The 25,150-nt window shown below is 68.4% G+C and carries 22 protein-coding genes and 1 pseudogene; 4 read left to right on the forward strand and 19 right to left on the reverse strand.

The annotated features are described in order from the left end of the window. Positions 1-35 precede the first annotated feature (35 nt). From ACGFZQ_RS28740 to ACGFZQ_RS28780, 9 genes are read right to left on the reverse strand one after another with little or no spacing between them, the layout of a single operon-like run. Positions 36-1,073 carry a dihydrodipicolinate reductase gene (locus tag ACGFZQ_RS28740; protein ID WP_393842760.1) on the reverse strand — a complete coding sequence of 346 codons (1,038 nt, stop codon included), beginning with the start codon at positions 1,071-1,073 and terminating at the stop codon, positions 36-38. A 60-nt stretch (positions 1,074-1,133) separates the two neighbouring features. Further along, on the reverse strand, positions 1,134-2,144 hold the full coding sequence (locus ACGFZQ_RS28745; RefSeq protein ID WP_393842761.1) for an NADP-dependent oxidoreductase: 1,011 nt from the start codon (positions 2,142-2,144) through the stop codon (positions 1,134-1,136). Beyond that, positions 2,141-3,013 carry an NAD(P)-dependent oxidoreductase gene (locus tag ACGFZQ_RS28750; RefSeq protein ID WP_393842762.1) on the reverse strand — a complete coding sequence of 291 codons (873 nt, stop codon included), beginning with the start codon at positions 3,011-3,013 and terminating at the stop codon, positions 2,141-2,143. The genes ACGFZQ_RS28745 and ACGFZQ_RS28750 overlap by 4 nt, the downstream gene beginning before the upstream one ends. A gap of 31 nt (positions 3,014-3,044) precedes the next feature. Further along, positions 3,045-4,553, reverse strand: a complete 1,509-nt coding sequence (locus ACGFZQ_RS28755; protein WP_393842763.1) for an aldehyde dehydrogenase family protein — start codon at positions 4,551-4,553, stop codon at positions 3,045-3,047. A 16-nt stretch (positions 4,554-4,569) separates the two neighbouring features. Beyond that, positions 4,570-5,343, reverse strand: coding sequence for a gamma-glutamyl-gamma-aminobutyrate hydrolase family protein (locus ACGFZQ_RS28760; RefSeq protein WP_393842764.1), 774 nt, complete (start codon positions 5,341-5,343; stop codon positions 4,570-4,572). Next, positions 5,343-6,449, reverse strand: coding sequence for a Zn-dependent alcohol dehydrogenase (locus ACGFZQ_RS28765; protein WP_393842765.1), 1,107 nt, complete (start codon positions 6,447-6,449; stop codon positions 5,343-5,345). Before ACGFZQ_RS28765 ends, ACGFZQ_RS28760 begins: the two co-directional genes overlap by 1 nt. Continuing rightward, positions 6,449-7,804, reverse strand: a complete 1,356-nt coding sequence (locus ACGFZQ_RS28770; RefSeq protein WP_393842766.1) for a glutamine synthetase family protein — start codon at positions 7,802-7,804, stop codon at positions 6,449-6,451. Before ACGFZQ_RS28770 ends, ACGFZQ_RS28765 begins: the two co-directional genes overlap by 1 nt. Continuing rightward, complete coding sequence (locus tag ACGFZQ_RS28775) at positions 7,797-8,417, reverse strand: hypothetical protein (RefSeq protein WP_393842767.1); 621 nt, start codon at positions 8,415-8,417, stop codon at positions 7,797-7,799. The genes ACGFZQ_RS28770 and ACGFZQ_RS28775 overlap by 8 nt, the downstream gene beginning before the upstream one ends. A gap of 52 nt (positions 8,418-8,469) precedes the next feature. After that, positions 8,470-9,336, reverse strand: a complete 867-nt coding sequence (locus ACGFZQ_RS28780) for a phytanoyl-CoA dioxygenase family protein (protein ID WP_393842768.1) — start codon at positions 9,334-9,336, stop codon at positions 8,470-8,472. Positions 9,337-10,113: 777 nt separating this feature from the next. Here ACGFZQ_RS28780 and ACGFZQ_RS28785 point away from each other — a divergent pair. From ACGFZQ_RS28785 to ACGFZQ_RS28795, 3 genes are all read left to right on the forward strand, one after another. Next, positions 10,114-10,236, forward strand: coding sequence for a hypothetical protein (locus ACGFZQ_RS28785; protein ID WP_393842769.1), 123 nt, complete (start codon positions 10,114-10,116; stop codon positions 10,234-10,236). A 68-nt stretch (positions 10,237-10,304) separates the two neighbouring features. Further along, positions 10,305-10,598, forward strand: a complete 294-nt coding sequence (locus tag ACGFZQ_RS28790) for a hypothetical protein (protein ID WP_393842805.1) — start codon at positions 10,305-10,307, stop codon at positions 10,596-10,598. A gap of 409 nt (positions 10,599-11,007) precedes the next feature. After that, complete coding sequence (locus tag ACGFZQ_RS28795) at positions 11,008-11,346, forward strand: hypothetical protein (protein ID WP_393842770.1); 339 nt, start codon at positions 11,008-11,010, stop codon at positions 11,344-11,346. 10 nt (positions 11,347-11,356) lie between these two features. Here ACGFZQ_RS28795 and ACGFZQ_RS28800 read toward each other — a convergent pair whose 3' ends face one another. From ACGFZQ_RS28800 to ACGFZQ_RS28835, 8 genes are all read right to left on the reverse strand, one after another. Beyond that, a complete protein-coding gene (locus tag ACGFZQ_RS28800; protein WP_393842771.1) occupies positions 11,357-12,274 on the reverse strand; it encodes a hypothetical protein in 918 nt (305 codons plus the stop codon). A gap of 86 nt (positions 12,275-12,360) precedes the next feature. Beyond that, positions 12,361-15,087 (reverse strand): LamG-like jellyroll fold domain-containing protein, encoded by a 2,727-nt coding sequence (locus ACGFZQ_RS28805; protein ID WP_393842772.1) that lies wholly within the window; start codon positions 15,085-15,087, stop codon positions 12,361-12,363. Positions 15,088-15,196: 109 nt separating this feature from the next. Then, on the reverse strand, positions 15,197-16,129 hold the full coding sequence (locus ACGFZQ_RS28810) for a glycosyl hydrolase (RefSeq protein ID WP_393842773.1): 933 nt from the start codon (positions 16,127-16,129) through the stop codon (positions 15,197-15,199). A gap of 4 nt (positions 16,130-16,133) precedes the next feature. Beyond that, positions 16,134-17,030 carry a carbohydrate ABC transporter permease gene (locus tag ACGFZQ_RS28815; RefSeq protein WP_393842774.1) on the reverse strand — a complete coding sequence of 299 codons (897 nt, stop codon included), beginning with the start codon at positions 17,028-17,030 and terminating at the stop codon, positions 16,134-16,136. A gap of 6 nt (positions 17,031-17,036) precedes the next feature. Beyond that, positions 17,037-18,011, reverse strand: a complete 975-nt coding sequence (locus tag ACGFZQ_RS28820; protein WP_393842775.1) for a carbohydrate ABC transporter permease — start codon at positions 18,009-18,011, stop codon at positions 17,037-17,039. Between the two features lie 8 nt (positions 18,012-18,019). Then, positions 18,020-19,375: an extracellular solute-binding protein gene (locus ACGFZQ_RS28825; protein ID WP_393842776.1), complete on the reverse strand. Its 1,356-nt coding sequence runs from the start codon at positions 19,373-19,375 to the stop codon at positions 18,020-18,022. 342 nt (positions 19,376-19,717) lie between these two features. Further along, positions 19,718-20,587 (reverse strand): glycoside hydrolase family 43 protein, encoded by an 870-nt coding sequence (locus tag ACGFZQ_RS28830; RefSeq protein WP_393842777.1) that lies wholly within the window; start codon positions 20,585-20,587, stop codon positions 19,718-19,720. Then, entirely contained in the window at positions 20,587-21,600 is a 1,014-nt protein-coding gene (locus ACGFZQ_RS28835; protein WP_393842778.1) for a LacI family DNA-binding transcriptional regulator, read from the reverse strand. The genes ACGFZQ_RS28830 and ACGFZQ_RS28835 overlap by 1 nt, the downstream gene beginning before the upstream one ends. A gap of 204 nt (positions 21,601-21,804) precedes the next feature. Here ACGFZQ_RS28835 and ACGFZQ_RS28840 point away from each other — a divergent pair, with 204 nt between their 5' ends. Further along, positions 21,805-22,143 carry an aldo/keto reductase gene (locus tag ACGFZQ_RS28840; RefSeq protein WP_393842779.1) on the forward strand — a complete coding sequence of 113 codons (339 nt, stop codon included), beginning with the start codon at positions 21,805-21,807 and terminating at the stop codon, positions 22,141-22,143. A gap of 204 nt (positions 22,144-22,347) precedes the next feature. On the opposite strand, the pseudogene ACGFZQ_RS28845 reads toward ACGFZQ_RS28840, so the two are convergent. Further along, positions 22,348-22,539: pseudogene (locus ACGFZQ_RS28845) on the reverse strand (transposase); the annotation flags it as partial. A gap of 761 nt (positions 22,540-23,300) precedes the next feature. Then, complete coding sequence (locus ACGFZQ_RS28850; RefSeq protein WP_393842780.1) at positions 23,301-25,106, reverse strand: FAD-dependent oxidoreductase; 1,806 nt, start codon at positions 25,104-25,106, stop codon at positions 23,301-23,303. Positions 25,107-25,150 lie beyond the last annotated feature (44 nt).

The following is a 25,150-nucleotide window of genomic DNA, read 5'->3' on the forward strand; positions in this document are numbered from 1 at the left end:
AGTTCGTGTCGGAACAGCCCAAGACCGGGTGCGGGTCAGCCGAGGGCGCCGGGGGTGACGTGGTGGTGCATCGGCAGGGCCCGGTAGCGGAGCGGGGGCAACTGGTCGGGGGTCACGAAGCCGGCCGGAGCGTTGATGACGTCCGGGATCCGGTTCACCCACTGCGTACAGGTGGTCGTGTAACTGGGGACCTTGCCGTTGTCGAGGTACAGGTCGGGCTCGCCCTTGATGACCCACCTGTTCATGTCGCTCTCGCCCTCGCCGAAGACGTAGCCGGACATCTCGAAGGTGAAGGTGGGCCCTTCGACGGTGGTCATCACGTCGATGTCCGAGTAACCGATCACCGTTCCCTTGGAGAGGGTGACGCCGATGCTGTTCGAGTACCGGTCCTCGTCCGCGACGACCGGGCTGATCTCGGTCTTCCGCTCCTTGGGAGTCAGGCCGGTGGCCTGGGCCAGCGCCGAGAGCAGGTTGCCGCCGAAGGTCGGCGGCCGGTGCTCGGACGCGATGGACTCCTGGAACTGCTCCAGGGTCTCGCCGACGTGCTTGCTCTGGATGATTTCCGCGCCGTATTCGTCGGCGTTCCACGTCGCCCTGCCGTAGACGGAGTCGATGCGGTGCGCGGTGCCCAGGAGTGCGCTGACCTGGTGGAGCCAGAAGGAGTCCTGGTGGCCGGAGCCGGTGATCGTCACGCCGTTCCTCTTGGCCAGCGCGTCCAGTTCGGCGGCGATGCCGGGGGAGGAGGACCAGGGGTAGAGGGACTCCTCGGAGATCGTCACCACATTCGCGCCGCTGCGAACGCACAACGCCAGCTGGTCCTTGATCTCCGGCAGAAAGCTCTGTGTCGCGTGCACGACGACGTCCGGCCTGCGGGTGGCGAGTACGTGCTCGGCATCCGCCTCGATCGGAACATTGAGCCGCCCGATTCCGGCGAACTCCCCCAGGTCGCGGCCGACCTTACTGGGATTCCGGGCGATGGCGCCCACGATCTCCACGCCTTTTTCGGTCATGAGCCTGGTGGCGAGGGCACCCATGGCGCCGGCACCGTACACGACCGCTCGAATTCTCCGCATGCCGAACTCCTTTGGGATACCTGGTATTTCAGGGAGGATCTAAAGCAGGAATCAGGGGATTCAGTGCGCCAGGCGCACGAGCATCTTCCCGAGATTGGCACCCCGGAAGACATCGAGCAGCGCGTCCACCGCATGGTCGAGACCGTCGACGTAGGTCTCCTGATATGTCAGCCGGCCGTTCGCCAGCCATTCGGTGGCCCGTGCCTCGTATTCCGCGGCGAGGTCGTCGTTGTCGTACACGATGAATCCCTGGAGTTTCAGCCGCCGTACGATGGCGAGCCCCAGATTGCGCGGCCCGTGGATCGCGCTGTCGTCGTTGTACGACGCGATGGAGCCGCACAGCGCGAGCCGGCCGAAGTCCCGCATGTGGGTGAGTGCGCCTTCGAGGTGCTCGCCGCCGACGTTGTCGAAGTAGACGTCGATGCCGTCCGGGGCGTGCTGGGCGAGCTGCTCGACGACCGGTCCGTCGTGGTAGTCGAAGGCGGCGTCGAAGCCGAGTTCGTCGAGGAGGTGGCGGACCTTCTCCGGTGAGCCCGCGGAGCCGATCACCTTGGCGGCGCCGAGATTCCGGGCGATCTGGCCGACGGCGCTGCCCACCGCACCGGCGGCTCCGGAGACGAAGACGATGTCGCCGGGCTTCAGTTCGGCGATGCGTACCAGGCCCGTGTAAGCGGTGAGGCCGGTCATGCCCAGCACGCCGAGGTACGCCGAGGCCGGGGCGCGGCCGGTGCCGATCACCTTGGCCCGGGCGGCGTCGAGCACGGCGTGCTCGCGCCAGCCCTGGTCGTGGACGACCATGTCGCCCACGGCGAACGAGTCGTCGGAGGACTTGATCACCTCGCCGACGGCCCCGCCTTCGAGTGGCGCGCCGACCGCGAAGGGCGGGATGTAGGACTTGCCGTCGTTCATCCGGCCCCGCATGTACGGGTCCACCGACATGACCGTGTTGCGGACGAGGATCTGCCCGGGGCCCGGCTCCCGGAGCTCGGCCTCGACCAGACGGAAATCGTCATGGGTCGGCCAGCCGGCCGGGCGGGAGGCCAGATGGATCTCACGTGTCACGCGCGTCATGCGGACCTCCGCAGGACCTCGTGGGTGGCGGCCAACGACCTGTCACCGAACCCGGCGGCCTGCGCCGCCCTGAGATTCGCCAGGAATCCGGCGCTGATGTGCGCGGGCTGGCCGATGGAACGGATGGTGTCGGTGATCAGATCCACCGCTGCCTCATAGGTGTCGATGGTGGCCTGATCGGTCTCGTACGCACCGGAGGTGATCTGTCGCGCGCCCTCCGGGATGTCCGTACGGAGCAGATCGAGGAACCGCACGGCGTGGGCGGCGAGCCGGTCCGCCGGAACCCCGTGGTGGGAGGCGTAGGCGCTCGCCTCGTAGAAGGCGCCGAGGGCGGTACAGAAGAAACCGCCCGTGGCGGCGGTGTCGATGACATTCGCCTCGTGGACGGCCTCCGAGGTGTGGACCGTTCCGGAACCCAGCGCGACGAGCACGTCCCGGCACGTGTGCCAGGCGGCCTCGGGGCCGGAGACCAGGATGTCCGCCGTACCGCCGACGTCCTTGGGGTACGCCAGAACCGCTCCGTCCAGGTAGGTCATGGCCGTCGACGCGAAGGTCTTCTCCATGTCCCTCGCGGCGGCGGCGTCCCCGGTGGTGAGGTTCAGGAACACCGCGCCAGGGGCTGCGCACCCCGGGGCTATCGACGTCACGACCTCCTCGACCGCCCGGTAGTCGGACAGCACGGCGACCGTGACTTCTCCCCAGGCGACGGCCTCACTCGGCGTCCATACGGTCCGGGCACCGTGGTTCGCGAGTGCCACGCACTTGGCCGGAGTGCGATTCCACACGGCCACTTCATGTCCGGCATCGATGAAGGCCTTCGCCACCGCGGACCCCATGAGGCCCATGCCGAGAACACTGACGCGCGTCATGTAGGGAACTCCTCACTGCCGGGGCACGCACTCACAGCGCGATCCAGGTCGTCTTGAGAGCCGTGAACTTCTCCAGCCCGTGCACGCTCTTGTCCGCACCATGGCCGGACAGCTTGCGCCCGCCGAAGGGGACCGAGTAGTCGCCCTCCTCGAAGCAGTTGACCCAGACCAGGCCGGCATCGATGGCCCTGGACATCCGGTGGGCGCGGCCCAGGTCGCCGGTCCACACCGACGAACCCAGGCCGTAGTCGGAGTTGTTGGCGATGCGAATGGCCTCGTCCTCGTCGGAGAAGGTGAGGACGGAGAGCACCGGGCCGAAGATCTCGTGCTGGGCGAGCCGGTCGTCGGGCTGGACGTCCACGAAGACCGCCGGTTCGACGTACCACCCGGGGCGGTCGAGCGGCTGGTCGGAGCCGAGGACGAGCTTGGCGGAGGTCTCCGTGCCCTTGGTGATCTCGGCCAGTACGTCGTCGCGGTGGCGCCTACTGGCCAGTGGGCCGAACTGCGTGGCCGGGTCCAGCGGGTCACCGATGCGCAGAGCCGACAGGTGCTCGACGACACCGGCGACGACCTCGTCCCGGATGTCCTCGTGGACGATCAGCCGGGACCCCGCCGTGCACATCTGGCCGGAGTTGAAGGCGATCGCCCAGGCGGCGGTCCTGATCGCCTCGGCCATGTCGGAGGCGTCGGGGAAGATGATGTTCGGGGACTTGCCGCCTAGCTCCAGCCAGACCGGCTTGGCGTTGGACTCGCCCGCGTAGGTGAGGAGTTGCTTGCCCACGGCGGTGGATCCGGTGAAGGTCAGGGTGGCGATGTCGGGGTGCCGGCCGAGGGCGGCGCCGGTGACCGGGCCGCTGCCGGTGACCACCTGCAGCACTCCGGCGGGCACGCCTGCCTGGTGAGCGAGTTCCGCCGCGCGCAGCATCGACAGGGGTGACTGGCTGGCGGGCTTGAGGACGACGCTGTTTCCGGCGATCAGGGCGGCGGGCACCTTGAACGTCGAGAGGGTCATGGGGAAGTTCCACGGTGTGATGGCCGCGATCACCCCGAGGGGCTCGCGGGTCACCAGTGCCAGGGCGTTCTCGCGGCCGCGCGGCGACTCGTCCATGATCTTGTCGGCGAGTTCCCCGTACCAGCGGATCAATCCGATGACGGTCCGCATCTCGACGGCCCAGGCGTCGGTGACGGGCTTGCCCATCTCCAGCGCGACCAGGAGTGCCAGTTCGTCGCGATGCTCTTCCAAAAGGTCGGCCCAGCGGATCAGTACCTCGCCCCGCTCGCGCGGCTGGAGCCGCGACCAGCGTCCGCTGCGAAAGGCGTGGTGCGCGTTCTTGACGATGGCGTCGATGTCGGCTTCGTCGGCGGCCGGGAGGTGGGCGACGACCTGGCCGTCACGCGGTGACACCAGGGGAGAGGTCGCCCCGGTGCGGGCGCCCGCCCAGTCGCCGTCCACCCACATTCCCTGGGGCATGGGCGTGGACCGGAGCAGGTCGAGCCATTCGTCCTTCGTCGTGGGTGCGGGCTTGCGTGTGCTGCTCATGGGTATTGCTTTCCTCTCAACGAGCCGCGGACAGACCGGCTGGTCGGTGCGTGCCGGACGCGGCGGCTGTCAGCCAGGCGAAGGCGGAGTCGGTGGTCGCCTGCCATTCGGGATGCCACTGGATGCCCAGGACGGGCCGGCCCGGCAGTTCGATCGACTCCACGACACCGTCGGCAGCCCGCCCGGAGACGACGAGCCCGCCGCCGAGGGCGTCCACGGCCTGGTGGTGCCAGGAGTTGACCTGCCTGCTGGCGCCGTACACCGACGCGGCCAGCGAGCCGGGCGTGAAGGTCACCACGTGGTCGGGCTCGCCGTCGGTCAGGGCCTCGTTCGGCGAGTAGTGCTCCACTTCGCTCGGCGGGAGGTCGGGTACGAGCCGGCCGCCGAGCGCCACATTGAGCAGTTGATGCCCCCGGCAGACCCCGAGCACCGGCACGCCGCGGTCGACCGCGGCGCGGATCAGTGCCGCCTCGTAGGCGTCGCGCTCGACGTCGTGAGCCATGGTGCTGCACCGCGGGTCGGCGTCGACCGGCAGCGCGCTCTCGTCCCCGCCCCATCGTCTGGGGTGGACGTCCTGGCCACCCGTGATGATCAGGCCGTCCAGACGTTCCACGGCCTCCGCGGTTCCCGCCTCGAAGGGCAGGTGTACGGGGATGCCGCCGGCGTCGGCGACACCGCGCGCGTAGTCGGAGAAGAAGGAGTCGACATGGCGTCCGGCGAATCGCTTGTCCATGCCCTGGGTCAGACTCGCGCTCAGCCGGCGTCCGGTGATTCCCACCAGCGGTCGCATCAGATCTCCCCGATGTCGGCGACCACGCGGGTCGCGCTGCCCGAACTCAGCGACGCGAAGCCGCGGTTGATGTCGCGCAGGGTGACGCGCTCGGAGACCATCTCGTCGAGCAGCAGACGCCCCTGCAGATAGAGGCCGACATACCGGGGCACGTCCACCTTGAACTGGTTGGAACCCATGAAGGAGCCCTGCAGACGCTTCTCCTGCAGATAGAGCTCCGACCCCTTGATGGCGATGGGTACGGTGTCCGGCACCATGCCCACGACCGTGGCGAGGCCGCCGGGGCCGAGCATCGAGAACGCCTGCCCGGCCGTGACACTGTTTCCGACGGCTTCGAAGCTGAAGTCGGCACCGCCGTGGGTGAGTTCGCGCACCGCCTCGACCGGATCCGCTTCTCGCCCGTTCACGGTGTGCGTCGCGCCGAACCGGACCGCGGCCTTCAGTTTCTCCGGGACGATGTCCACGGCGATCACCTGAGCGGCGCCGGCGATCTTCGCGCCCTGGATCGCGGCCATGCCGATGCCCCCGGTGCCGATGACCACGACGCTTGCTCCCGGCTGGACGCGCGCACTGCGGAAGACCGCGCCGAGGCCGGTCGTCACCGCGCATCCCAGGATGCTCGCGGTGGCCATGGGCATGTCCCGGGGGATGGCCACGAGCGCGTTCTGGTGGACGACCATGGCCTGGGCGAAGGCCCCGATACCGGCCGTCGGGCGCACCGGGCGCCCCGCGGTGTTGCGGAGCCGGGGCCGGGGCCGGTCGTGCGACAGCCCATTGCGGTTCTCGCACAGCGTCAACTGGCCGTTGGTGCAGTACCGGCATCGTCCGCAGAACACGGACAGGCAGGTCACGACGTGGTCGCCCGTCCGCAGCCCGGTGACGTTGGAGCCGGTGGCCTCCACGATCCCGGAGGCCTCGTGGCCGAGGAGGATCGGCGGCTCGGTGCCGAACGTGCCGTCGATCTCGTGCAGATCCGAGTGGCACAGACCCGCGTTGACGACCCGGACCAGCACCTCATCGGGTCCGGGGCTGTCCAGCTGGAGCTTCTCGATCTCCAGCGCGCCGGGTGCGGCGTTGAGGACCGCCGCTTCGATCGTCGCGCTCATCACGGCAGCTCGAAGTAGCGGTTGGACTCCCACTCGGTGAGACCCGCGTCGGGGTCACCGCCGGTGGTGTGGAACTGCAGCCATTCCCACTGCCTCGTGCCGAGCCAGTAGTCCACCAGTTCCTGTCCCAGGACATCGGTCAGGAGGGTGTCGGCCCGCAGGGCGTCGGCGGCCTTGCTGATGGTGTTCGGGATCTTCGGCATCCCCGGCGGGAGGCACCAGGCCATGTCGTCGAACGGCTCTGGCGGATCGATCTTGCCGTCGAGGCCGGCGACTCCGCCGGCCAGCACCGCGGCCAGCACCAGGTAGATGTTCGCGTCGGCGCCGGGCGTCCGGTACTCCAGGCGCGAGTACTTCGGGTGCCCGACGACGGCGCGTACCGCCGTGCTCTTGTTGGCCACGCCCCAGGCGATCGTCGTCGGCGGTCCTTCCAGCTCCTGCAGGCGGCGGTACGACGTGATCGCGGGGAACGCGAACGAGGTCGCCGGAGCCAGGGTGGCCATGACACCGCCCAGGAAGTGGGTCATCACGTCCGAGGGGCCTTCCTCGGCGTAGAAGACGTTCTCGCCGTCCCGCTCCAGCGAGATGTTGATGTGCGAGGCCTGCCCGTACTCGTCGCACCACTTGGCCATGAACGTCACGCAGCGGCCCTGCTCGAAGGCGACCTCCCGCATGACCTGCCGGGTACGGGCCCAGTAGTCCGCGGCCGTCACCGGATCGGCTGGGGCGACGTTGAACTCGATCTGCCCCGAGGCGGCTTCGTCGCCCCAGGCCTCCCAGGGAATGCCCAGTTCCGCCAGCCGGCGGGCGACCGCCAGCATGTAGTCCTCCCAGTCCTTGGACTTGGCGAGGTGGTAGGCCGAACCGGCGCTCCCGCCCAGGGGGGTGAGCCCGCGATAGCCCTTGCTCCGGGCCTCCTGGATCGACTCCTCGAAGACGGTCGCCTCGATCTCCACGGCGACCTTCGCCTCGTATCCCCGTTCGGCGAGCAGCCCGGTCATCCGCTGCAGCGCGTTGCGCGGACACGCCGAGACCGGATTGCCCTGCGGGTCCCAGAATCCGCCGATGATCGACGCCCGTCCCGGTGCCCACTTGACGAGCGTCGACAGGTCGGCGTGCAGGAAGATGTCGGCGAGGTCGCCCCGCCACGAGGGCATGGCGAACCCGAACTGCGGCGCGTTGCCCAGATCGAGACCGAACGCCACGTCGGCGAAGGCGAAGCCGGACTTGAGCCCGGACCTGAACTTCCGCGGCGAGACGTTCTTGCCGATGAACGCGCCTTCGAGGTTGGTGCCCTCGATACGGACCGACTCGATGCGGTTTTCCTCGAGCCAGGCGTCGATGTCCTCAGCCATGGAACCTCACCTTCAGCGATGCGCCCGCCATGACGGAGAGCTGGGTCATGGTGCCCCGGACGGCGAGGGAGCCGGTGTAGACCTCGTCGAGGAACACGTCGGCCCCCGTCAGCACCCGGGCGAGCTTCTCGGCCGCGCCGCTGATGACGTAACGCGGCAGGCCGGCACCGAGGACGAGCTCTTCCTCCTCGCACACCACGACGAGCTCCCGGGGCATCCCGGGATCCTGGGAGGTCATCTCCCAGAAGCGCGAGGCAGCGTCCCGCCAGTGCGGGAGGCCGGGTTCGAGAAGCTGGAGCACCGCGGTCACGAGCGGCGCGTCCGGCTCGTCTCCGTCGACCGACCGGACGGCGAAGCGGTGGGCCGGGTCCACGGTGAGGACGAGGCGCGCGTCGGAGGAGATGCCGTGATCGACCTGGACCCGGCCCGGTGCGAACCGGATCGTGACCGCCTGGGGGTCGTCCTTCGACTTGACGACCACCGTCTCCCGTAGAGAGGCCATCACACCCGACGACTGCGGGTCACGCGCGGCGGCCCGGAGCGTGCGGCCCACCGACAGCACGAGCGGGGTCGGGTCGTCCTCAAGTACCACCGGTACAGCAGGGTCGGTCACGGCCGACTCTCCAATCGTCTTGATCTCTTGGTTCCTGTCGTCGACGAGGGAGTCAGAGCTTGAGGTAGTCGGCGAGCTCGACGTAGTCGACCTGCCAGAGGCCGGGGGAACCGGTGGGGTACTGGGAGCGGAAGCCGATGAGGCGCTGCACGTGCTCGGGCAGCGAACGGGCGAGCTCCTGGTCGACGATGAAGGGGTACGCCTCCTCGGGGGTGAGGAAGCCGGGCTGCAGGGCGAAGGCCACACCACGCCGGTAACAGTCCGTCGTACGGTTGGCTCCGCCGCCGTGCGAGACCTTGCCGTTGATGAACAGGACGTCGCCCGCCTTCATCTCGGCCGGGATGGTCATCTCGGGGGTGCCGCGGTCCTCGTAGTCGGGCCAGTGGTTGCTGCCCGGGATGACGCGGGTGGCGCCGTTCTCGTCGGTGAAGTCGGTCAGCGCGATCAGGAAGTTGATCATGACCATGGGGCCGGCCGGGCCCATCCCGATGAACGGGTAGTTGTTCTCCAGGTCCCGGTGCAGCGGCTGTGCCTTGTTGCCGGGGCCGATCTCGATGACCTGGGCGGTCGTCATCCAGTACGAGCCGGACTCCTCGTTGAACATGGCGTCGGCGAGGGGCCTGACCAGCTTGTGGTCGATGATCTCCTCGCGGAAGGTCTTGCTCAGGGTGACGAGGTTGGTCAGCCGCTTCGTGTTGGCTCCGTGGAAGTCCGCGATGCCTTCCATCTCGTTCTTGGTGCCGGGGCTCAGTGCCTGCATCGCGGGCTCGACCTCGGCGTTGAACCGGCTGACCTGGTCGGGGGTGAGGAACTCCTTGATGATCACGCCGCCGTCATCGGCCACGATCGCGAGGATCTCCTCGATGGGGGTGCTGTTGGGCACCGACCGCAGCGTGACATTCGTCGTGGTAGCACTCATCACTGATCATCCCTTTTCGCGCCGAGGTGGGCGTGTGTCTGATGGGTGTGACCGGGTTCGTCGCCAGGTTGCGGCCGCCCCGGCGGTGTGCGTCGGCGATCTCTGATCAATTGACCAGATCGTATGACCAGAATGATTCACGGCCTGGGGCGTGTCAATGGCTCGCTGCGAATCGCCGACGACGACCCGTACGGGAGGTGAAGTTCGCTGGTCGGGCAGAGATATCGGGGTCGTTGCGGACTGCGGCGCCGTTTGTTACGCGCGCCTGGCCGCTGAACCGCCGCGCGATTCCCGGCGAAGTCCTTGCCGTGTCGAGCGCGGGGCCGGCGGGGGCCCGAGCCGCTGCGGGCACTGATCGCCGCCACGGGTGGGCCGCTCACCGTGTTTGAGGGTCGTGTCCCACGTCGTTGGTGCAAAGGATCAAGCGTTACGCGTTCCGCTGCGAGGCCCCTGACGATCTCCGGAGAGGCGCAGCCCACGAGGCTCCCTGCTGAGGCGAGTTGAACACCCGACCGGCAAAGCCGCCATCCCCGACCTGCGAATTCCGGCGACTTGATCGGCTACACCACCCGGCGGGACGCCATCGTGTCCGCCGCTCCGGGCCCGGAGCGGGCCCGCTGGAAGCCTGCGCCACACGCTTCGATGACCTGTTCTCCACGCCGGCACGGCGCCGCGGGTTCCGCGAGTACCTCGTGGTGCTGTTGCTGCCGCGAGACCGCAACAAGACGCTGACCTGCATGGCCGGCACCGAACGTCGTAGGTGCCCGACGTGCTTCGGTGCGGCGGCTGCAGTTCTTCCTGTCCGAGTCGACGTGGGACCACGAGCAGGTCGACGTCCGCAGGGTGGCACTGCTGCTGGCCGATCCCTCGACCGGACCGCACCCTGGTGGAGTGCGGTGATCGACGACTCAGGAGACCGCTAGGACGGAAATGCGACCGCGCACATCGGTCGGCATTGGCTGGGCCGGCTGGGCAGGACCGACAAAGGCATCGTCACCGTGACGACCTGCTGGGCCGACGAGAACTTCTACTGTCCGCTGCACGCCGTGCCCTACAGCCCCGCCCATCACTTCCCCAAGGGCAAGAGAGACTCCGGCTTCCGCACGAAGCCGCAGATCGCCGCCGAACTGGCCCGCACGGCCAAGGACACCGGAGCGACCTTCCGAGCCGTGGGGCGCCGACTGCGCCTACGGCGACCAGGGCGGCTTCCGCAGACAACTCGCCGCGCCGGGACCGCCGTTCGTCATGACCCTCAAGCCTAGCCACGGCACCTCGGGCCTATGGCAAGGACGCCTACCCCCCCCGCCGACGCCGCCCGCGCCCTGGCCTGGACGGACCCCGAGCGGACCGCCGTCGAGCGGACCTTCCGTGACGGGCACACCGAGACCTGGTGAGCCGCCCACGCCCACCTCGGCTGGTGGGGGCCGGACGGAAACGTCCGTCTGGGCGCGGCCACAGCGGACCCGGACACGCTGCCCGCGCAGGCCGCCTGGCACCTGGCCACCGACCTGCCCCGCCCGGCCGGCCCCGCGCGAGGCCGACAGCCCCGAACTCGCAGCCGACCTGCATGAAGGCGTACGGATCTACGGCATCCGGCATTGGATCGAACAGAGCCACGAGCAGGTCAAGGGCGAACTCGGGTGGGTCGGCCTCCGGGTCCGTTCCGACAGCGTGATCCGCCGCCACCAGGCCCTGGTCACCTGCGCGTTCTCGTTCTGCTGGGCACCCGGTTCGCCCGATCCCCAGCCGGTGAGCCCGTCGTCGTCCCAGCGGTCCCGCCGGCTGTCCCGCCGACAGCGGGACCGGCTGAGAGAGGGCCCAAGCGGAATCCACCAGCCCCATCCGGCCGGCTGGCCCAAGGCGATCCGCGCCATGGCCCGGCTCGCCGCCTGGACCACCCTCCAACGCTGCTGGCGAGCCTGGACCGACGCACCCCCGCCAGCCGAACTCCAAGCCCTGATCAACGCCGTCGGCACCGGCCACGCACTTGATCTCTGCTCCCCGGTCTGACAGAGCACCGCTAGTTCACGGTGACCGCTTGGAAAGTGCGGCGCGCCACGGTGACCCGGGCGGACCGGACAAGCTGCGTCACCCTCGCCTTGTAACGGTCGTCGAGGTAGGCCTGTTTCACCTGCTTGCGTACCTGTGTGAAGGGCGGGGTGGTGACCGGCGTACTGCCGTTGGGCGAGGTCAGGCTTACGGCGCCGGACTTCTTCGCCTGTCGGAAGTCGCTCTTGTGTGCCAGGTAGTAGGCGCGCAGCGCCTTGTCGTCCGTGGTGATGACGTGCGCGTCCGCCAGCTTCTTCTCCAGGCTGAACGTCAGGCTGTTGAGTACGTAGTCGAAGTAGTTCGCCTCGGTGTACTGCACTGGCCCGTAGATCACCTGGTGCGCGGCGACGGCCTGCTGCCGCCGCTGGTTCTCCTTGGTCCAGTTGAACAGGAAGGCCCCATAGCTCGGGTCCGCGAGAAGACCGTAGTGGTGGGCCAGCTGCTGCTGGACGGTGGTGCGGGTGACGTCGGCGAGGGCCTGCTTCTTGATGTAGTCGGTGGGGGTGCTGCCGCCGTAGGAAGTCGTCCAGAAACGGGGGCCGTCCTGGGCGCCGAACGTGTTCTGGAAGTGGGTGAAGGTGGCGGAGCGTTCCTGCGCGAGGTAGAGCGAGAACTCGCGTACGGGGATGGTCTGGCCGTCGATCGTGGCGATCACCGCGGTGGGCGACGGGGCGTTCGCCTGCCGTGCGGATCCCCCGTCGGCGAGGAGGGAGAGGCCGGTGATCGCGGCCGCGACAGCCAGGGCGACGGCCCCGAGCAGCCACCACGGCAGTACACGGTGCGGCGGGCGGCCCGTGGTCCTGGGGCGGGCCGTGGTCTTCGGCCGCGCGGCGCTCTTCGGCCGTGCGGCGGTTGCGGCCCTGCGGACCTGGCGGGTCGACGTGGTCATTCCTGGCTCCTCCCGGTCGCCGTGGGGTGGTGGTGGCGGAGTCCGGCCCGGGGGAGCGGGCCGGACTCCGCCACCTGCTCGTAGCGTCAGCCGGCGGCGAGCTGGTTGATCTCGGTGGTGTTCAGGGCCCGGCTGTAGAAGTGGACGTCGTCGATCTGGCCGTTCGTCCAGTCAACCTGGTAGTCGTTCCACCAGGCGCTGCCGATCTGCGTCGGCCCGACCGCCTTCCACGCGGAGGAGAACGCCGTGCTCGCCTGGAGGGTGCCGTTGACGTAGAGCGAGATGGTCGACGCGCTGCTGTTGTACACGCCGACCAGGTGGTACCAGGTGCCGGTTGAGGGGGCCAGGCCCGTGACCGAGGTCAGGGTCGAGGTGGTCGAGTCCGCACCCCGTTCGGCGAATGCGAATTCGCCTCCCGTGAGCTGCAGGTAGAAGGGGCTGATGAGGCCGCCGTCGACGCTGACGAAGGTCTGGTTGCCGCTGAGGCTGTTCAGCTTCACCCAGGCCGAGACCGAGTAGCTCGCACTGGTGTCCACGGGCACCACCGGGATGTTCACCTCGGTGCCGGCTGTGCCGTCCAGGCTCACCGCGTTGCCGCCGACCTTGCCGCTGCCGGCCCACGCGGCGGCCGGGTTGAGGCCGCCCCACGCGCTGTTCCCCATGAAGTCCGAGGTGTTCGAGCCGGTGCCCTCGTCCAGTTCGTAGTCGGCGGTGGCGGCGGTCGCCAGGGCGACGGCCTCCTGGCGGTTGAGCGCCTTGCTGAACATCCGTACGTCGTCGATGGCACCGTTGGTGAAGTCGACGGCGTTGCCGTTCCACTTGGCGCGGCCGATCACCGTGTGCCCGGTCGCCTTCCAGGCAGAGGAGAAGGCGGTGGTGCCCTGGAGGGTTCCGTTGACGTACAGCGCGATGGTGTGGGCGCTGTTGTCGTAGACACCGGTCAGGTGGTACCAGGTGCCGGTGACCGGGGTGCCGCCGGTGACCTGGGTCGCGGTCGAGCTGGTCGAGTCGCTGCTTCGCACGGTGAAGGCGAAGGTGCCGCCGGTGAGTTGCAGGTAGAAGGGGCTGATGGAGTTGCCGTCGATGCTGGCGATGGTCTGGTTGCCGGTGAGGCTGTTCAGCTTCACCCAGGCCGAGACCGAGTAGCTCGCGCTGGTGTCCAGCGCGGTGGTGGGTACGTCGACGTAACTGGTGCTGCCGCCGGTCAGGCTGACCGCGCTCGCGCCGACCTTGCCGGTGGTCCAGGAGGTACCGGCCTTCAGGGTGCCGGTGTTGTGATCGTTGGTGTTGTCGGCGGCGGTGGTCCCGGTGCCCTCGTCGAAGTTCCAGCGTGCGCCGTAGCTCGCTGTCGGCGTCACACCGCTGCCGTTGTATGCGCCGATGTTGGGCGCGGCCGTGGCGGAGACGGTGTTGCCGAAGTAGTCCAGGCCGCCGTTGCCCGATACCAGTACGCCCGCGCCGATGGCGGGGGAGCCGGGCTGCAGTTTGTAGGCCGCCGCCGAGCTGAGGCCCGAGCTTGCTCCACCGGGGGCGACGAGCAGCGGGTCGGTCGTCACCTTGTTGGCGTCGGTCGGTTCACTGCTCGCATGGGTGCCGTAGAAGAGGTTGTGGGTCCAGGTGCCCGAGGAGGAGTAGCTGCCCCCGGATCCCGCGTTGTAGATGAGGTTGTTGGAGAAGACGATGTTGTTCGCTGCCGTTGTGCCCGCGTCGACCCCGCCGTTGTCGCCGGGGCCGAGGTAGATGGTGTTGTTGTAGACCTTTGCGGTACCGGTCGTGACGACGCCCTCCAGCGTCGGCAGCACAGAGCTGATCGAGCCGTCGTTCTGGCTGATGTTGTAGCGGACGACGGAGTCCTTGGCGCCGAAGGTGGAGCTGCAGCAGTACTCCTGGAACCCGAACGGATTGTCGTGGGTGTAGTTGTACTGGATGATCGTGCCGGTGTTGTCGTGGTCGATGTCGAAGGCCTCACCGTCCCAGAGGGCACGCCACTGGCGGGAGATCTCGTTGTTCTGCCAGATGCCGTTGTTGTTCAGCGCCATCCAGAATCCGGCGCCGGAGAAGCGGTAGCCGCTGTTGGTCGCCACGTTGTTCTGGACGAGCGGGTTGTCGCAGTACACGCAGACGATGTCGTTGCCGCCCATGTCGGTCAGCGTGTTGTTCTGGATCACGACGTTGGACGTCAGGATGGAGTGCCCGGTGCCGTTGAGGGAACCGAGGTAGATGCCGCCGGCGTCGACCTTGGTGAGTGTGTTGCCCTGGAGCAGCACATCGTCCCAGCCGTTGCTGCTGTTGTTGTCGTTCAGGTTGAACGCGATACCCGACGACGTGCTGGGCTGCGGCCCGGCCCCCCAGGTGCCCTTCACGTCATGGATGTTGTTGTTGATGATGTGGATCCCGTGCAGGATGCCACTGGTGTCGTTCTGGAGCTGGATGCCGCTGCGGACCGCCGCGGTCGTGGTCGTGTTGGTGATCTCCAGGTTCTCGATCGTCCAGTACTGCTGGCTGTCGAGGTAGACCGCCGCGTCGGCGCCCGCGCCACTGATGATGGGTGCGGCCCCCGAACCGTAGCTCGACACCACGATCTGGTTGCCGCTGGCGCCCGACCCCAGGGGGTGGAGCTCGCCGGTCCAGGAGCCGCCGTCCTGGAAGAGGATCTGGTTGCCGGCGGTGAAGGTGGTGGCGTTGACGTTGGTGAGCGTCTTCCACGGGGTGCTGCTGGTGCAGCCGTCGTTGCTGTCGCTGCCGCTGCTGGACGAGACGTAGTACGTGGTGCAGGTCGTCGCCGCGTGGGCTGCCGTAACGGGAAGGATCAAGGCGCCCAGAGCGGCTGTCGCGGTTCCTGCGGCCGCGACAAGGCGGCGTGGCCATCTTCGCATTGCGTTCCTCTTTGAACGTGAATGTGAACGTGAACGGATGGGACGCTCAGCGGGCGGTGAGGTCCAGCTCGACCGGCTTGTCGCGGTCGCACCGCAGCGCTCCGTCGACGACCCGCACCGCTGTGACCTGGATCGACGACCGGCGGCTCGGGTGCGTGCCGTCGTCTCCGGCGGGTCCGCGGTCGGGGTGGGTGAAGTAGAAGACGTATCCGGTGTCACCCTGGACGACCACGTCGGCGTGCAGGCCGATGGTGCCGTCGTCGGGGCGGGTGCCGGGGGCGTCGAGGATCAGCCCCTGGCGCTCCCAGTGCCGCAGATCGGCCGAGCGCAGGACGCCCTGGCCACGCCACTCGTCGATGAGCATCCAGTAGTGGCCGCCCAGCTCGAAGACGTTGGGGCCCTCGTGCGGACGGTGGGTGACGGCGGGGCCGGCCGGCGCCCAGTCGTAGAGGTCGGTGCTGTCGGCCGTATACGTATGCGACCCGTGGCGCTCGTCCTTGAACCACATACGGAAACCACGGCCGTCCGGCAGCGGGTACACGCACGCGTCGATCACCCGGTCGGAACCCAGGTCGAGCGGGCCCACGAAGGTCCAGTCGATCAGGTCCGTGCTGGTGTAGTGCAGGATCCGGGCCTCGCCCGACCAGGAATCGGGCACGCCCCGGATGTAGCTGACGTACATGTGGTACAGCCCGTTGTGCCAGATGATCTCGGGCGCCCAGAAGGTGTTCCGGCCCCATTCGAAGTCCAGCCCGGTGAGCGTCCCCCGGTACGTCCAGGTCCGGCCGCCGTCCGACGAAGCGGCCACCCCGAGGTCGGTGCCGTGCACCCAGGCCACCCCCTCACCGGGCGCGGTGGCCCGGCGGTTGGTGTAGATCAGCCACCATTCGCCGGCCTGCCGATTCCAGATGACGGTGGGGTCGGCGGCCCCGTCGTGCACCGGGTCGCGGAACAGCGGGGCGTTCACGGCACGGGTCACGGGATCAGCCCTTCAGCCCGGAGTTGACGAAGCCGCGGACGTAGCTGCGCTGGGCGGCGAGGAAGAGGATGACGACGGGGATCACGTAGAGCAGCGCGCCGCCCGCGATCAGGTTCGGCAGCGGGAAGCCCTGGTTGATGACGTAGCCGTTGCCGACTCCGACGGCCAGCGTGGTGTTGGACTGGTCGAGCAGCAGGTTCGGTGCGATGAAGTCACCCCAGACCGTGTTGAAGGCCAGCACGAACGCCGTCACCAGCAGCGGGCGCGACAGCGGCAGGAAGATCTGCACGAAGATCCGGATCCGGCTCGCGCCGTCGATGACCGCCGCCTCCTCCAGTTCCTTGGGGAAGCTGGAGAAGAACTGCCGGTACAGGAAGATCGCGTACGGTGCTCCGGCCGTGCCCCACAGCACCCAGGGCCAGTAGGTGCCCACCAGGCCGAAGTTGGCGAACAGCAGATAGGTGGGGATCAGGGTGACGATCTGCGGCACCATCATCGTCGAGATGAGCAGGCCGAACAGCAGGTTCTTGCCGGGGGCGCGCAGCCGGGCGAAGCCGTAGCCGACGACCGCGGAACTGAGGGTGGTGAGCAGCGCGAACAGTGCCGACAGGACCACCGAGTTGCGGGCGAACCGCCAGAAGGGGATGAGGGTGACGACCTTCTTGTAGTTGCTCCACTCGAAGGCCGAGGGCAGCCAGGTGTCCTCGTTGACCGCGTTGGCGGACCGCAGCGAACTGATGACCAGTTCCGCGAAGGGCAGGACCATCAGGACGGAGACGATCAGCAGGACGGTGAAGACGACCGGGTGCTTGGGCCGCCGCTGGTACCAGGCTGTTCGCTCCGCACTGTTCGCGGGCGTCCGCCGGGCCACCGGGACCCGGGTTTTCTCGTCGAGTGCCATGGCGGATCAGCCCTTCCCGGACGCGGTGGGATCGACGGCGTAGAACACGCTGCGTCCGACGAGTTTGAAGATCAGCACCGTCAGGACGACGATGACCAGGAAGAACACGGTCAGCATCGCCGAGCCGTAGCCGTACCTCGAATACGCGAAGAACTGCGAGTACACGTCGACCATGTAGACCCGGTTGGCGTTCGGGATGTTGGTGTAGACGTCGCCGCCGCCGGTGCTGATCGGTGAGAGCAGCAGGGCCGGGACGAAGGTCTGCAACGTGGTGATGGTGACCAGGACGGTCTGGAACAGCAGGACGGGGGAGATCACCGGGAGCGTGACGTGCCGGAAGGCGGTGAGCGCGTTGCCGCCGTCCAGTTTCACGGCCTCCAGCTGCTCCATCGGCACGGTTTGCAGGGCCGCCAGGTTGATGATGATGCCGGCGCCGACACCCCACAGCAGGACGACGACCAGGACGACGAAGGCCCGGTTGCCGGTGAGCCAGTTCACCGCGTCGGCCCCGAACATCGCCCCCACCCGGTTCGCGGCTCCGGAGTTCTGGTCGAAGACCACCTTCCAGATGAGCGCACTCGCGACCGGGGGCACGATCGCCGGAATGTAGATCAGTGTCCGGAAGACCGTGCGCCCGCGGACGCGTTCGTTGAGCAGTATGGCGAGAACCAGGCTCCCGACGATCGTCGCCGGGACGATGATCGCGACCAGGAGCAGGGTCTTGGACAGCGACGACAAGGTGTCCGACGAGGTGAGCACCTCGCGGTAGTTGGCCAGGCCCACCCATGGTTTGAAGACGGAGACGCCGTCCCATGCGGTGAAACTGAGGTACAGGGCGTAGCCCACCGGGAACAGGGTCAGCGCCGCGGTGCCGATGATCCACGGTGAGAGGAAGCCGTAGAACGCCAGCGTCTCGCCTTTACTGCTGCCGTACCGGCGCCTCTTGGCCGGCCCGACGGACCGGACGCGTTGCAGTCGCATGACCGTGCCTACTTTCCTGCGAGCTTCTTGCCGTTCGCCAGCACGGCGTTGACGTCCTTGGTCAGCAGGTCGGCCAGGGCCGCCACCGACTTGCCGCCGCCCACGGCGGCCGTGAAGTCCTTCGCCAGGGTGGTGTTGAGGGCGGTGGTCAGGGCGTAGGGGGTGGCGACCGGGATGACGGACACGTAGGGCAGTTCGGCGGTCTGGACCTTGAAGGAGGCCTTCTGGAAGTCGGTCTTCTGCGGCACCAGGGACAGCATCGACTTCATCGAGGGCAGGCCGTTTCCGGCGGCGATCCGCTTGGCGGCACCGGCACCGCCGCAGTACCACTCCATGAACTCGAAGGCGGCACCCGGGTTCTTCGACTTGACCGGGATCCAGTAGCCCACGGCGCCGAAGGTGGGGCTGACCCGCTTGCTGCCCAGCATCGGGGCCGCCGCGAAGACGGTCTTGGACTGGTACGCCGGGGCGGTGCTGGCGACGAAGCCGTTGAACCAGTACCCCTGGCCGGCCGTGGCCTGCTTGCCCCCGAGGTATTCGGGGCCGTCCCAGTCCGGGCTGGGGTTGACGGCCGAGTAGCCGACCTTCGCCTTGGCGACGTCCACCAGCCAGGTCAGGGCCCTGATCGCCTCGGGCGAGGTGAAGTCCGCGGTGCCCAGGTCCTCGGACATGATCCGGCCGCCGGCCGTCGCCACCATCGCGGCGATCTGGTCCATGCCGGGCGTCGTGGTGTACAGCCCGTACACGCTGGTCTTGCCGTGCGCCGACTTGGTGAGCTTCCTCGCGGCCTCGAACAGCTCGTCGTAGGTGATCGGCTTCGTCGGATCCGGCGCGGTCAGCCCGGCGGCCGACCACATGTCCGAGTTGTACCACCACATCGCGTCCTGCGACCAGTCCTTGGCGATGCCGTAGCGGGCGCCCTTGCCCTGGGTCTTGCCGTCCCACCTCCAGCAGTTGTTGATGGGCAGGACGTCGGAGGTCTTCAGAACGCTGCTCTTGGCGAAGTACTCGTCCAGGTCCAGGGCGATGCCCCGGCTCGCGATGTACGGCGTGACGTCCGTTCCGGCGTCGCGCACCAGGTCCGGCGGGTCGCCGGCGGCCAGCATGGCGTTCAGGCGGGTCGGGTCGGTCAGGATGATCTTGATCTTCAGCCCCGGGTGCGCCTTCTCGAAGGCGGCGACCTCGGCGGGGGTGATCTCACCCTGGTTGCTCATGATCGTCAAAGTGCCCTTCTTGGGCGCCTTGACGGAGGCGGAGGAGGACGAGGACGAGGTGCCCGAACAGGCACTGAGGGCGGCCGCTCCGGCCACGAGGCCCACGCTCTTGAGCACCGAGCGTCTGCTGAAAGCCTGTGAGTGCTGCATGGTGCCTAACTCCTTCGATAGGACCTGTTGGTAAGACCGCTGGCAGAGCATGCGGTCGGCCTGGCGCATGACGGCATGGCCGACCGTCCTGTGTGGGGATGCTGATGGGGGCGCAGGCTGTGGGGGCGCGCATGCAGAGGTGACTCAGGTGCCGGGAGCCGCCTGATGAGGCGGGGCTGGCGGCGGAGGCCGGCCGGCCGATGTCCTCGGGCGGCGGCGGGGTGATGCGGCGCGCGGTGCCGAACCGGCCGTTACACGGTCAGGCGACGCGGGTGGAACTGCGGTGGTTCGTCGTGGCTAATCGGTTCCCGGGACCGTGCGGAGCGGCTGTGAGAGGGCGGTTCATACGCCCTCTCCGTCGAACGCAGCCGCGTACTCCCCGGGCACGGTCAGCACGGAGGCGTGCCGTATGCCCTTCGGCAGGGAGATCTCCGAACGCGTCCACCGGACCGCGTCCGGGCTGGATGCGGCGCCGTACCGGCCCTCCAGGTAGTGGTCGAAGAGCAGCACCCACTCCTCGCCCCTCCGGAAGAAGGCGGGCCCTTCCACGGGCGCCGGGCTGACCGGCCCGCTCGGCGGGGCGAAGCCCGTGCCCGGCTGCGAGAACGTGGTGACCAGGATGTACTTGTGGTCCGTGGACGGATCGTTGGTGCCGCGCTCGTCCTTGAAGGCCATCACGAACCGGCCGTCGTGGTGGGTGACGGTCGCATCGATCACCGAATAGCCCGGGTCGAAGAACAGCGCGGCCGGCGAGTAGCTGACGAAGTCGCTGGTCGTGCAGTGCCAGATCCGATGGTCCTGACCGACGTTCGCGAAGTCGCGTCCCTCGGCCGTGCTGCCGGCTCCCTCGACCACCGACGACCAGATCAGGTGATAGAGCCCGGTGGCCGGGTCCAGGAAGAACTCCGGGGCCCAGGCGTTGTGCGCGCCGTCGATCCCGGCCATGACCGGCAGCAGCTCCTGCTCCGACCAGGTCAGCAGGTCGGCGGAGGTCGCGTGGACGATGCTGGGACTGGTCCAGCCGTCGGTGGCCAGCAGATGGAACAGCCCGTCGGGTCCGATGCCTATGAAGGGGTCACGGAGCCTGCCCGTGCCGACCGTTCCCCGCAGGAGCGGGCGGCCTTCGTTGACGGGGCTGAACTCCCGGCCGTCATGGCTGACCGCCAGATGGAGCGCCTCGTCGGCATCCGTGAAGTACGAGACCACGTACATCAGCCACGCTCGGGTGGTGCGGTGGTGCCACGGACTATGAGTGACGTCGGCATGTGCATGTGCTCCATCAGAGGGGCGTTGCCGTCGATGATCGACATGAGCGCGCGGACCGCGGTCTGCCCCATGTCGTGCAGCGGCTGGCGGACGGTGGTGACCCCGGGATACGACTGTGCTGCCTGCGGGAGGTCGTCGAAGCCGACGACCGACAGCTGCTCGGGGACGCTTAAACCCTGCTTGCGGGCGGCGTCGACCGCCCCGAAGGCGATGAGGTCGGCGCCCGTCATGATGGCGGTCGGCCGGTGTTCCTCGATGATGCGGGACGCGGTGCGGAAGCCGGAGACGTAGCTGAAGTCGCAGTACGCGACCATGTCCTCGTCCACGGGGAGGCCCGCGAGCCGCATCGCGTCACGGAAGCCCTCGTACCGGATGGTGGAGCTCTCCAGGTCGAGGTTGCCCCCGATGTAGGCGATCCGCCGGTGCCCCAGGTCGATGAGGTGCTGGGCCGCGCCGCGTGTGCCCTGGTAGTTGTCGACGGTGACTCTCGGCAGGTCGACGTCGATACGGCGCGGGTCGATGATGACGGTCGGGATCTTGCGCTTGCGCAGCAGCGAGATCGTCTGGTCCTCCAGCACCGGCGCGATCATCAGCAGGCCGTCGACGAGCCCCCGGGTCAGGAACTCGATCCGCTCCCGTTCGCGTGAGCTGTCGTGGTAGCTGGCGTTGATCAGTGCCTCGAACTCGACGCTGGCCAGTTCGTCGGCGATCCCCCGCACGATCTCCAGCCCGTACTGGATCGTGAGGTCGAGGGTCAGCACCCCGACCAGCCCGGTCCGGCCGGCCTTGAGGCCCCGGGCGGACACGTTCGGGACATAGCCGAGGCGCTCGACGACCTCCATGACGCGCCGACGGGTGTCGTCGGACGCTCCCGGCTTGCTGTTGAGCACGTTGGACACGGTCATCGCGGAGACGCCTGCCTCTTCGGCCACCTGCGCGATCGTCACGCGGTCGGACACAACGCCTCCCTCAGGGGATGGGTGTTCTTGGTGAACTGCCTCACATCGTCGGTAAAGTTAACGATAAAGTAGAGGGCGGTCAACGGTCGGTCGCAACGAATACGTAACGCCGAGTTCACCGGCCTCCGACCCGCACCGCCCCACCGCATCCGCGAGCCGGAGGAGGTCATGCGCTGCCGCGAACCGGGCCGAAGCGGCCTGTCCGTGTCCGACACAGGTCACGGAGCCTGGGGCATCGGTGAGTCCGGCCGGCTCGGCGGCACGGAGGACGAGTCCGTGGGGGCCCTCAAGCGCGCCGTCGACCTCGGCGTGAACCTCATCGACACTGCCCGTGGCTACGGCGAGACCGAGCGGATCGTCTGGACGCGTCGGCTCGAGCTACGACTGTCAGTCTCTTGGCACCGGATCCCGCAAGGATTCGGTAGCCCCGGCCGTGACGGTCTGACTCTTGCTACGACCGACCCCGAGGGTGTCCTGGCGTTGATCTGTCGACCGTCCGGCCGGGCACGCAGCAAGCGCTGCCGCCGGCCGGACGTGACCTGATAAGAGCCTGGAGCCACCTGGTCAAAAGCGTCCCCGTGACAGTCCTGTCCGTCCGACCGGCGACGGCGTGCACCTCACGCTACCGGCCGGAAGGAACGCGGTGAACACCGGCGAGCAGCACATGTCTGGGCACGTCGTGATCGGCGTCGACACACACAAGCACGTGCACGTCGCGGCATGCGGGGCGGCTCGGTGCACCAGGCCCTCCGGCCGCCCGCCCCGGCCCGCCATCCACCCCGGAACCGGCAGCAGATCCCGCACCAGGGCCCACTCCGCATCACTCATGTCCGAGTCGTACCGAGGCGGCCGGCCTGGCCGGTCGGCCGCGTTCCCGAACCTGTGGGCGAGACAGTCACACCCACGAGTGGCCGGACCGGACCCGACAACCGCGACCACGCGACACTTCGACAACAGGGCCTCTTGCTTCTCGCTGGACTCGACATCCGCGAGCTACCAAGAGGCCCTTCTTCCATGCACCAGTACCGGCCAACCCGCCCGAACCAGGCCCTTGTTCGAATCCCACCGACCACACGGACGGACAGAGAACAGCCAGTTAGAGGTGCCCAGCAGATTCTTCGTCTGCTGGTGGTACAGGAGTCGGACGTAGCTTGACCAGTTCAAATGGCCGGGATCGAGACGAGCGAAGGAGGATTGGTCCGGGCATGGTCCGGATCCTGGGTGGATGCCGATCCAACGTCGCGGGCACGTCACCTTCCCCGTTCCCGACAGCCGTTGCCCCGTAGCTTTGGCGGCAAGCCCAGCATCTGGACGTGGTCAACCAGGCCCTGTAGCGGCTCAGCATCCTCGCGTCAACTGCCAGGGCATGCCCTGCGCGGACGGCAGCACGTCATGCGGGGTCTGGAGGCCAGCGGCCCTCTTGCAGGACCGCGAAGAAGACAACGGGGGAAGGAGTTGGTGATCACAGTGCTGTACGACAGTGATGAACGTAGCCTCCGCATAGTGGCTCAGTGCGTAGAGCCGCTGCTGATCGAACGACCGGTGGAAACCATGGGCAGGCACAGGGCTCGGCAGCGAAGGTCGGAGCGGTCGGTGACGCGGCCCCGGTGCGGGACAAGAATGCCGCCGGCGGGGGCGGCGGCATTGGCGATGCCCGGGGCCCTGAGGTGTCGTCGAGGACCCCGGTAAGAGCTGGGCGCTTACTGGTCGGTGCGGTCGGTGCGGAGGTTGGCCGTCAGTCGGTTGATGCTCTGGACCGCGAGTTCGGCGAAGTTCGAGCGGGCGACGATGGCGGTGGTCTCGCCGTGCCGTCGGATGCTGCGCAGGTCGCGCTGGACCTGGCGTGAGAGCTGGTGCAACTCGCGCTGGGCGGTGGCGAGTCGCTGCTCGGCGGCGGTACGGAGTTGCCGGTGCTCGCGTCGGGTGCGAGGCGTGCCGGTGCGGTCGGAAGGGGTCTCCGTGGGCATGTCGGTGCTCGATTCCGTGGTGGTGGGGCGCATGGCCGCGAGGGGGCGGACGCCGACGGTGTCGAGATAGGTCTCGATGGCGGCGAGGTCGGCGGTGGCGACCACGGCCGCGACGTATCCGTCGGGGCGGATGAGCACCCACTGCTCGGAGGACAGCCCGTAGGCGCTGTGCACACGGTCGCCGCTGTCGACGATGTCGCCCCGGGCACCGATGGTGTGGATGTGCAGACCGGGGCGCGGCGCCGGGGCCGAGGCGTCGTCGACGTCGTGGCCGAGAAGGGTCCAGTGGGGCCCTTGGAACAGGCTGAACAGCCGGGTGGGGAGGCCGCCCGCGCCGGTCACGGGCGCGTCGGGCGCGCGGTCGCCGGCCAGCACGCCCTTGTCGCGCTCGGGGTTGTGCAGCGACAGGGGCGAGTCGGCGTAGCCGAGGTCGAGTTGGCTGACCTCGCGGCCCCGGTGGATGTCGCGGTTCCTGGCCGCTTCGAGCAGTTTCTCGGACAGTCCGAGGACGGCTTCGGCGATCGGGCGGCGTTCCTGCTCGTACGTCTCCAGCAGGGATTCCGGGGCGCCGTCGAGTACGGCGGCGAGCTTCCAGCCGAGGTTGTAGGCGTCCTGGACACTGGTGTTGAGGCCCTGTCCGCCGGTCGGCGGGTGGCAGTGTGCCGCGTCCCCGGTCAGGAAGACGCGTCCGCGCCGGTAGGCGTCGGCGAGCCGGGCGTTCATCTGGAACGCGGACGCCCAGGACACGGAGCGGATCACGACGTCGCCGCGGCCCGTGCGTTCGCGGAAGAACGCGGTGAGTCCCTCGGCCGAGAGGTCCAGGTCGACGCCGAAGGGGACGGGGGCCTGGAGCTGGAACATGTCGGTGCCATAGAGCGGGCACATCGACACCTGCCGGGCGGTGTCCTCGCCCCAGCGGTGCCAGGCGTCCGACGGGACGCCGTCGACGTACACGTCGGCCACGATCGCCCGCACGCCGAGGGTCTTGCCGGGAAATCCTATGCCGAGAGTCTTCCGGACGAAGCTCGATCCGCCGTCGGCACCGATCAAGTACGCGGCCCGTACTGCCTGTTCGCCGTCCGGGGTGGCGATCCGCGCGGTCACTCCGTCGGCGTCCTGTTCGAAGCCGACGAGTTCATGGCCGTAGCGCGGGGCGTGCCCGAGTTCGGCCAGCCGCTCGCGCAGCCGACGCTCGGTGAGGAACTGCGGCACGAGCAGAGGGATTTGGTACGGCTCCTCCGGCGTCGGCTCCGACAGCTCCACGCCGACCTGGTCGATGGGCCCGTTGTCGGTGTAGACGCGCTGGACGGGGTACTCACCCCCCGAGGCGACGATCTTGTCGATCACGCCGAGGTCCTCGAACACCTCTTGGCTGCGGGGCTGGATGCCCTTGCCGCGGGAGCCGATGAACGGCTGCGGCGCCTTGTCGATCAGCAGGAAGGGGACGTTCCTGCGGGCGAGGTCGATGGCGAGGGTCAGACCCGCCGCACCGGTTCCGCAGATGATCACGTCGGTGTCGATGTCTGTGGTGTGTGACATGGCTCTGTGCTCCTTCGGTAGGTCCACTACGGGCTGCGTGACGG

The sequence above is a fragment of the Streptomyces sp. NPDC048254 genome (assembly GCF_043201895.1).
Classification (GTDB): Bacteria; Actinomycetota; Actinomycetes; order Streptomycetales; family Streptomycetaceae; genus Streptomyces.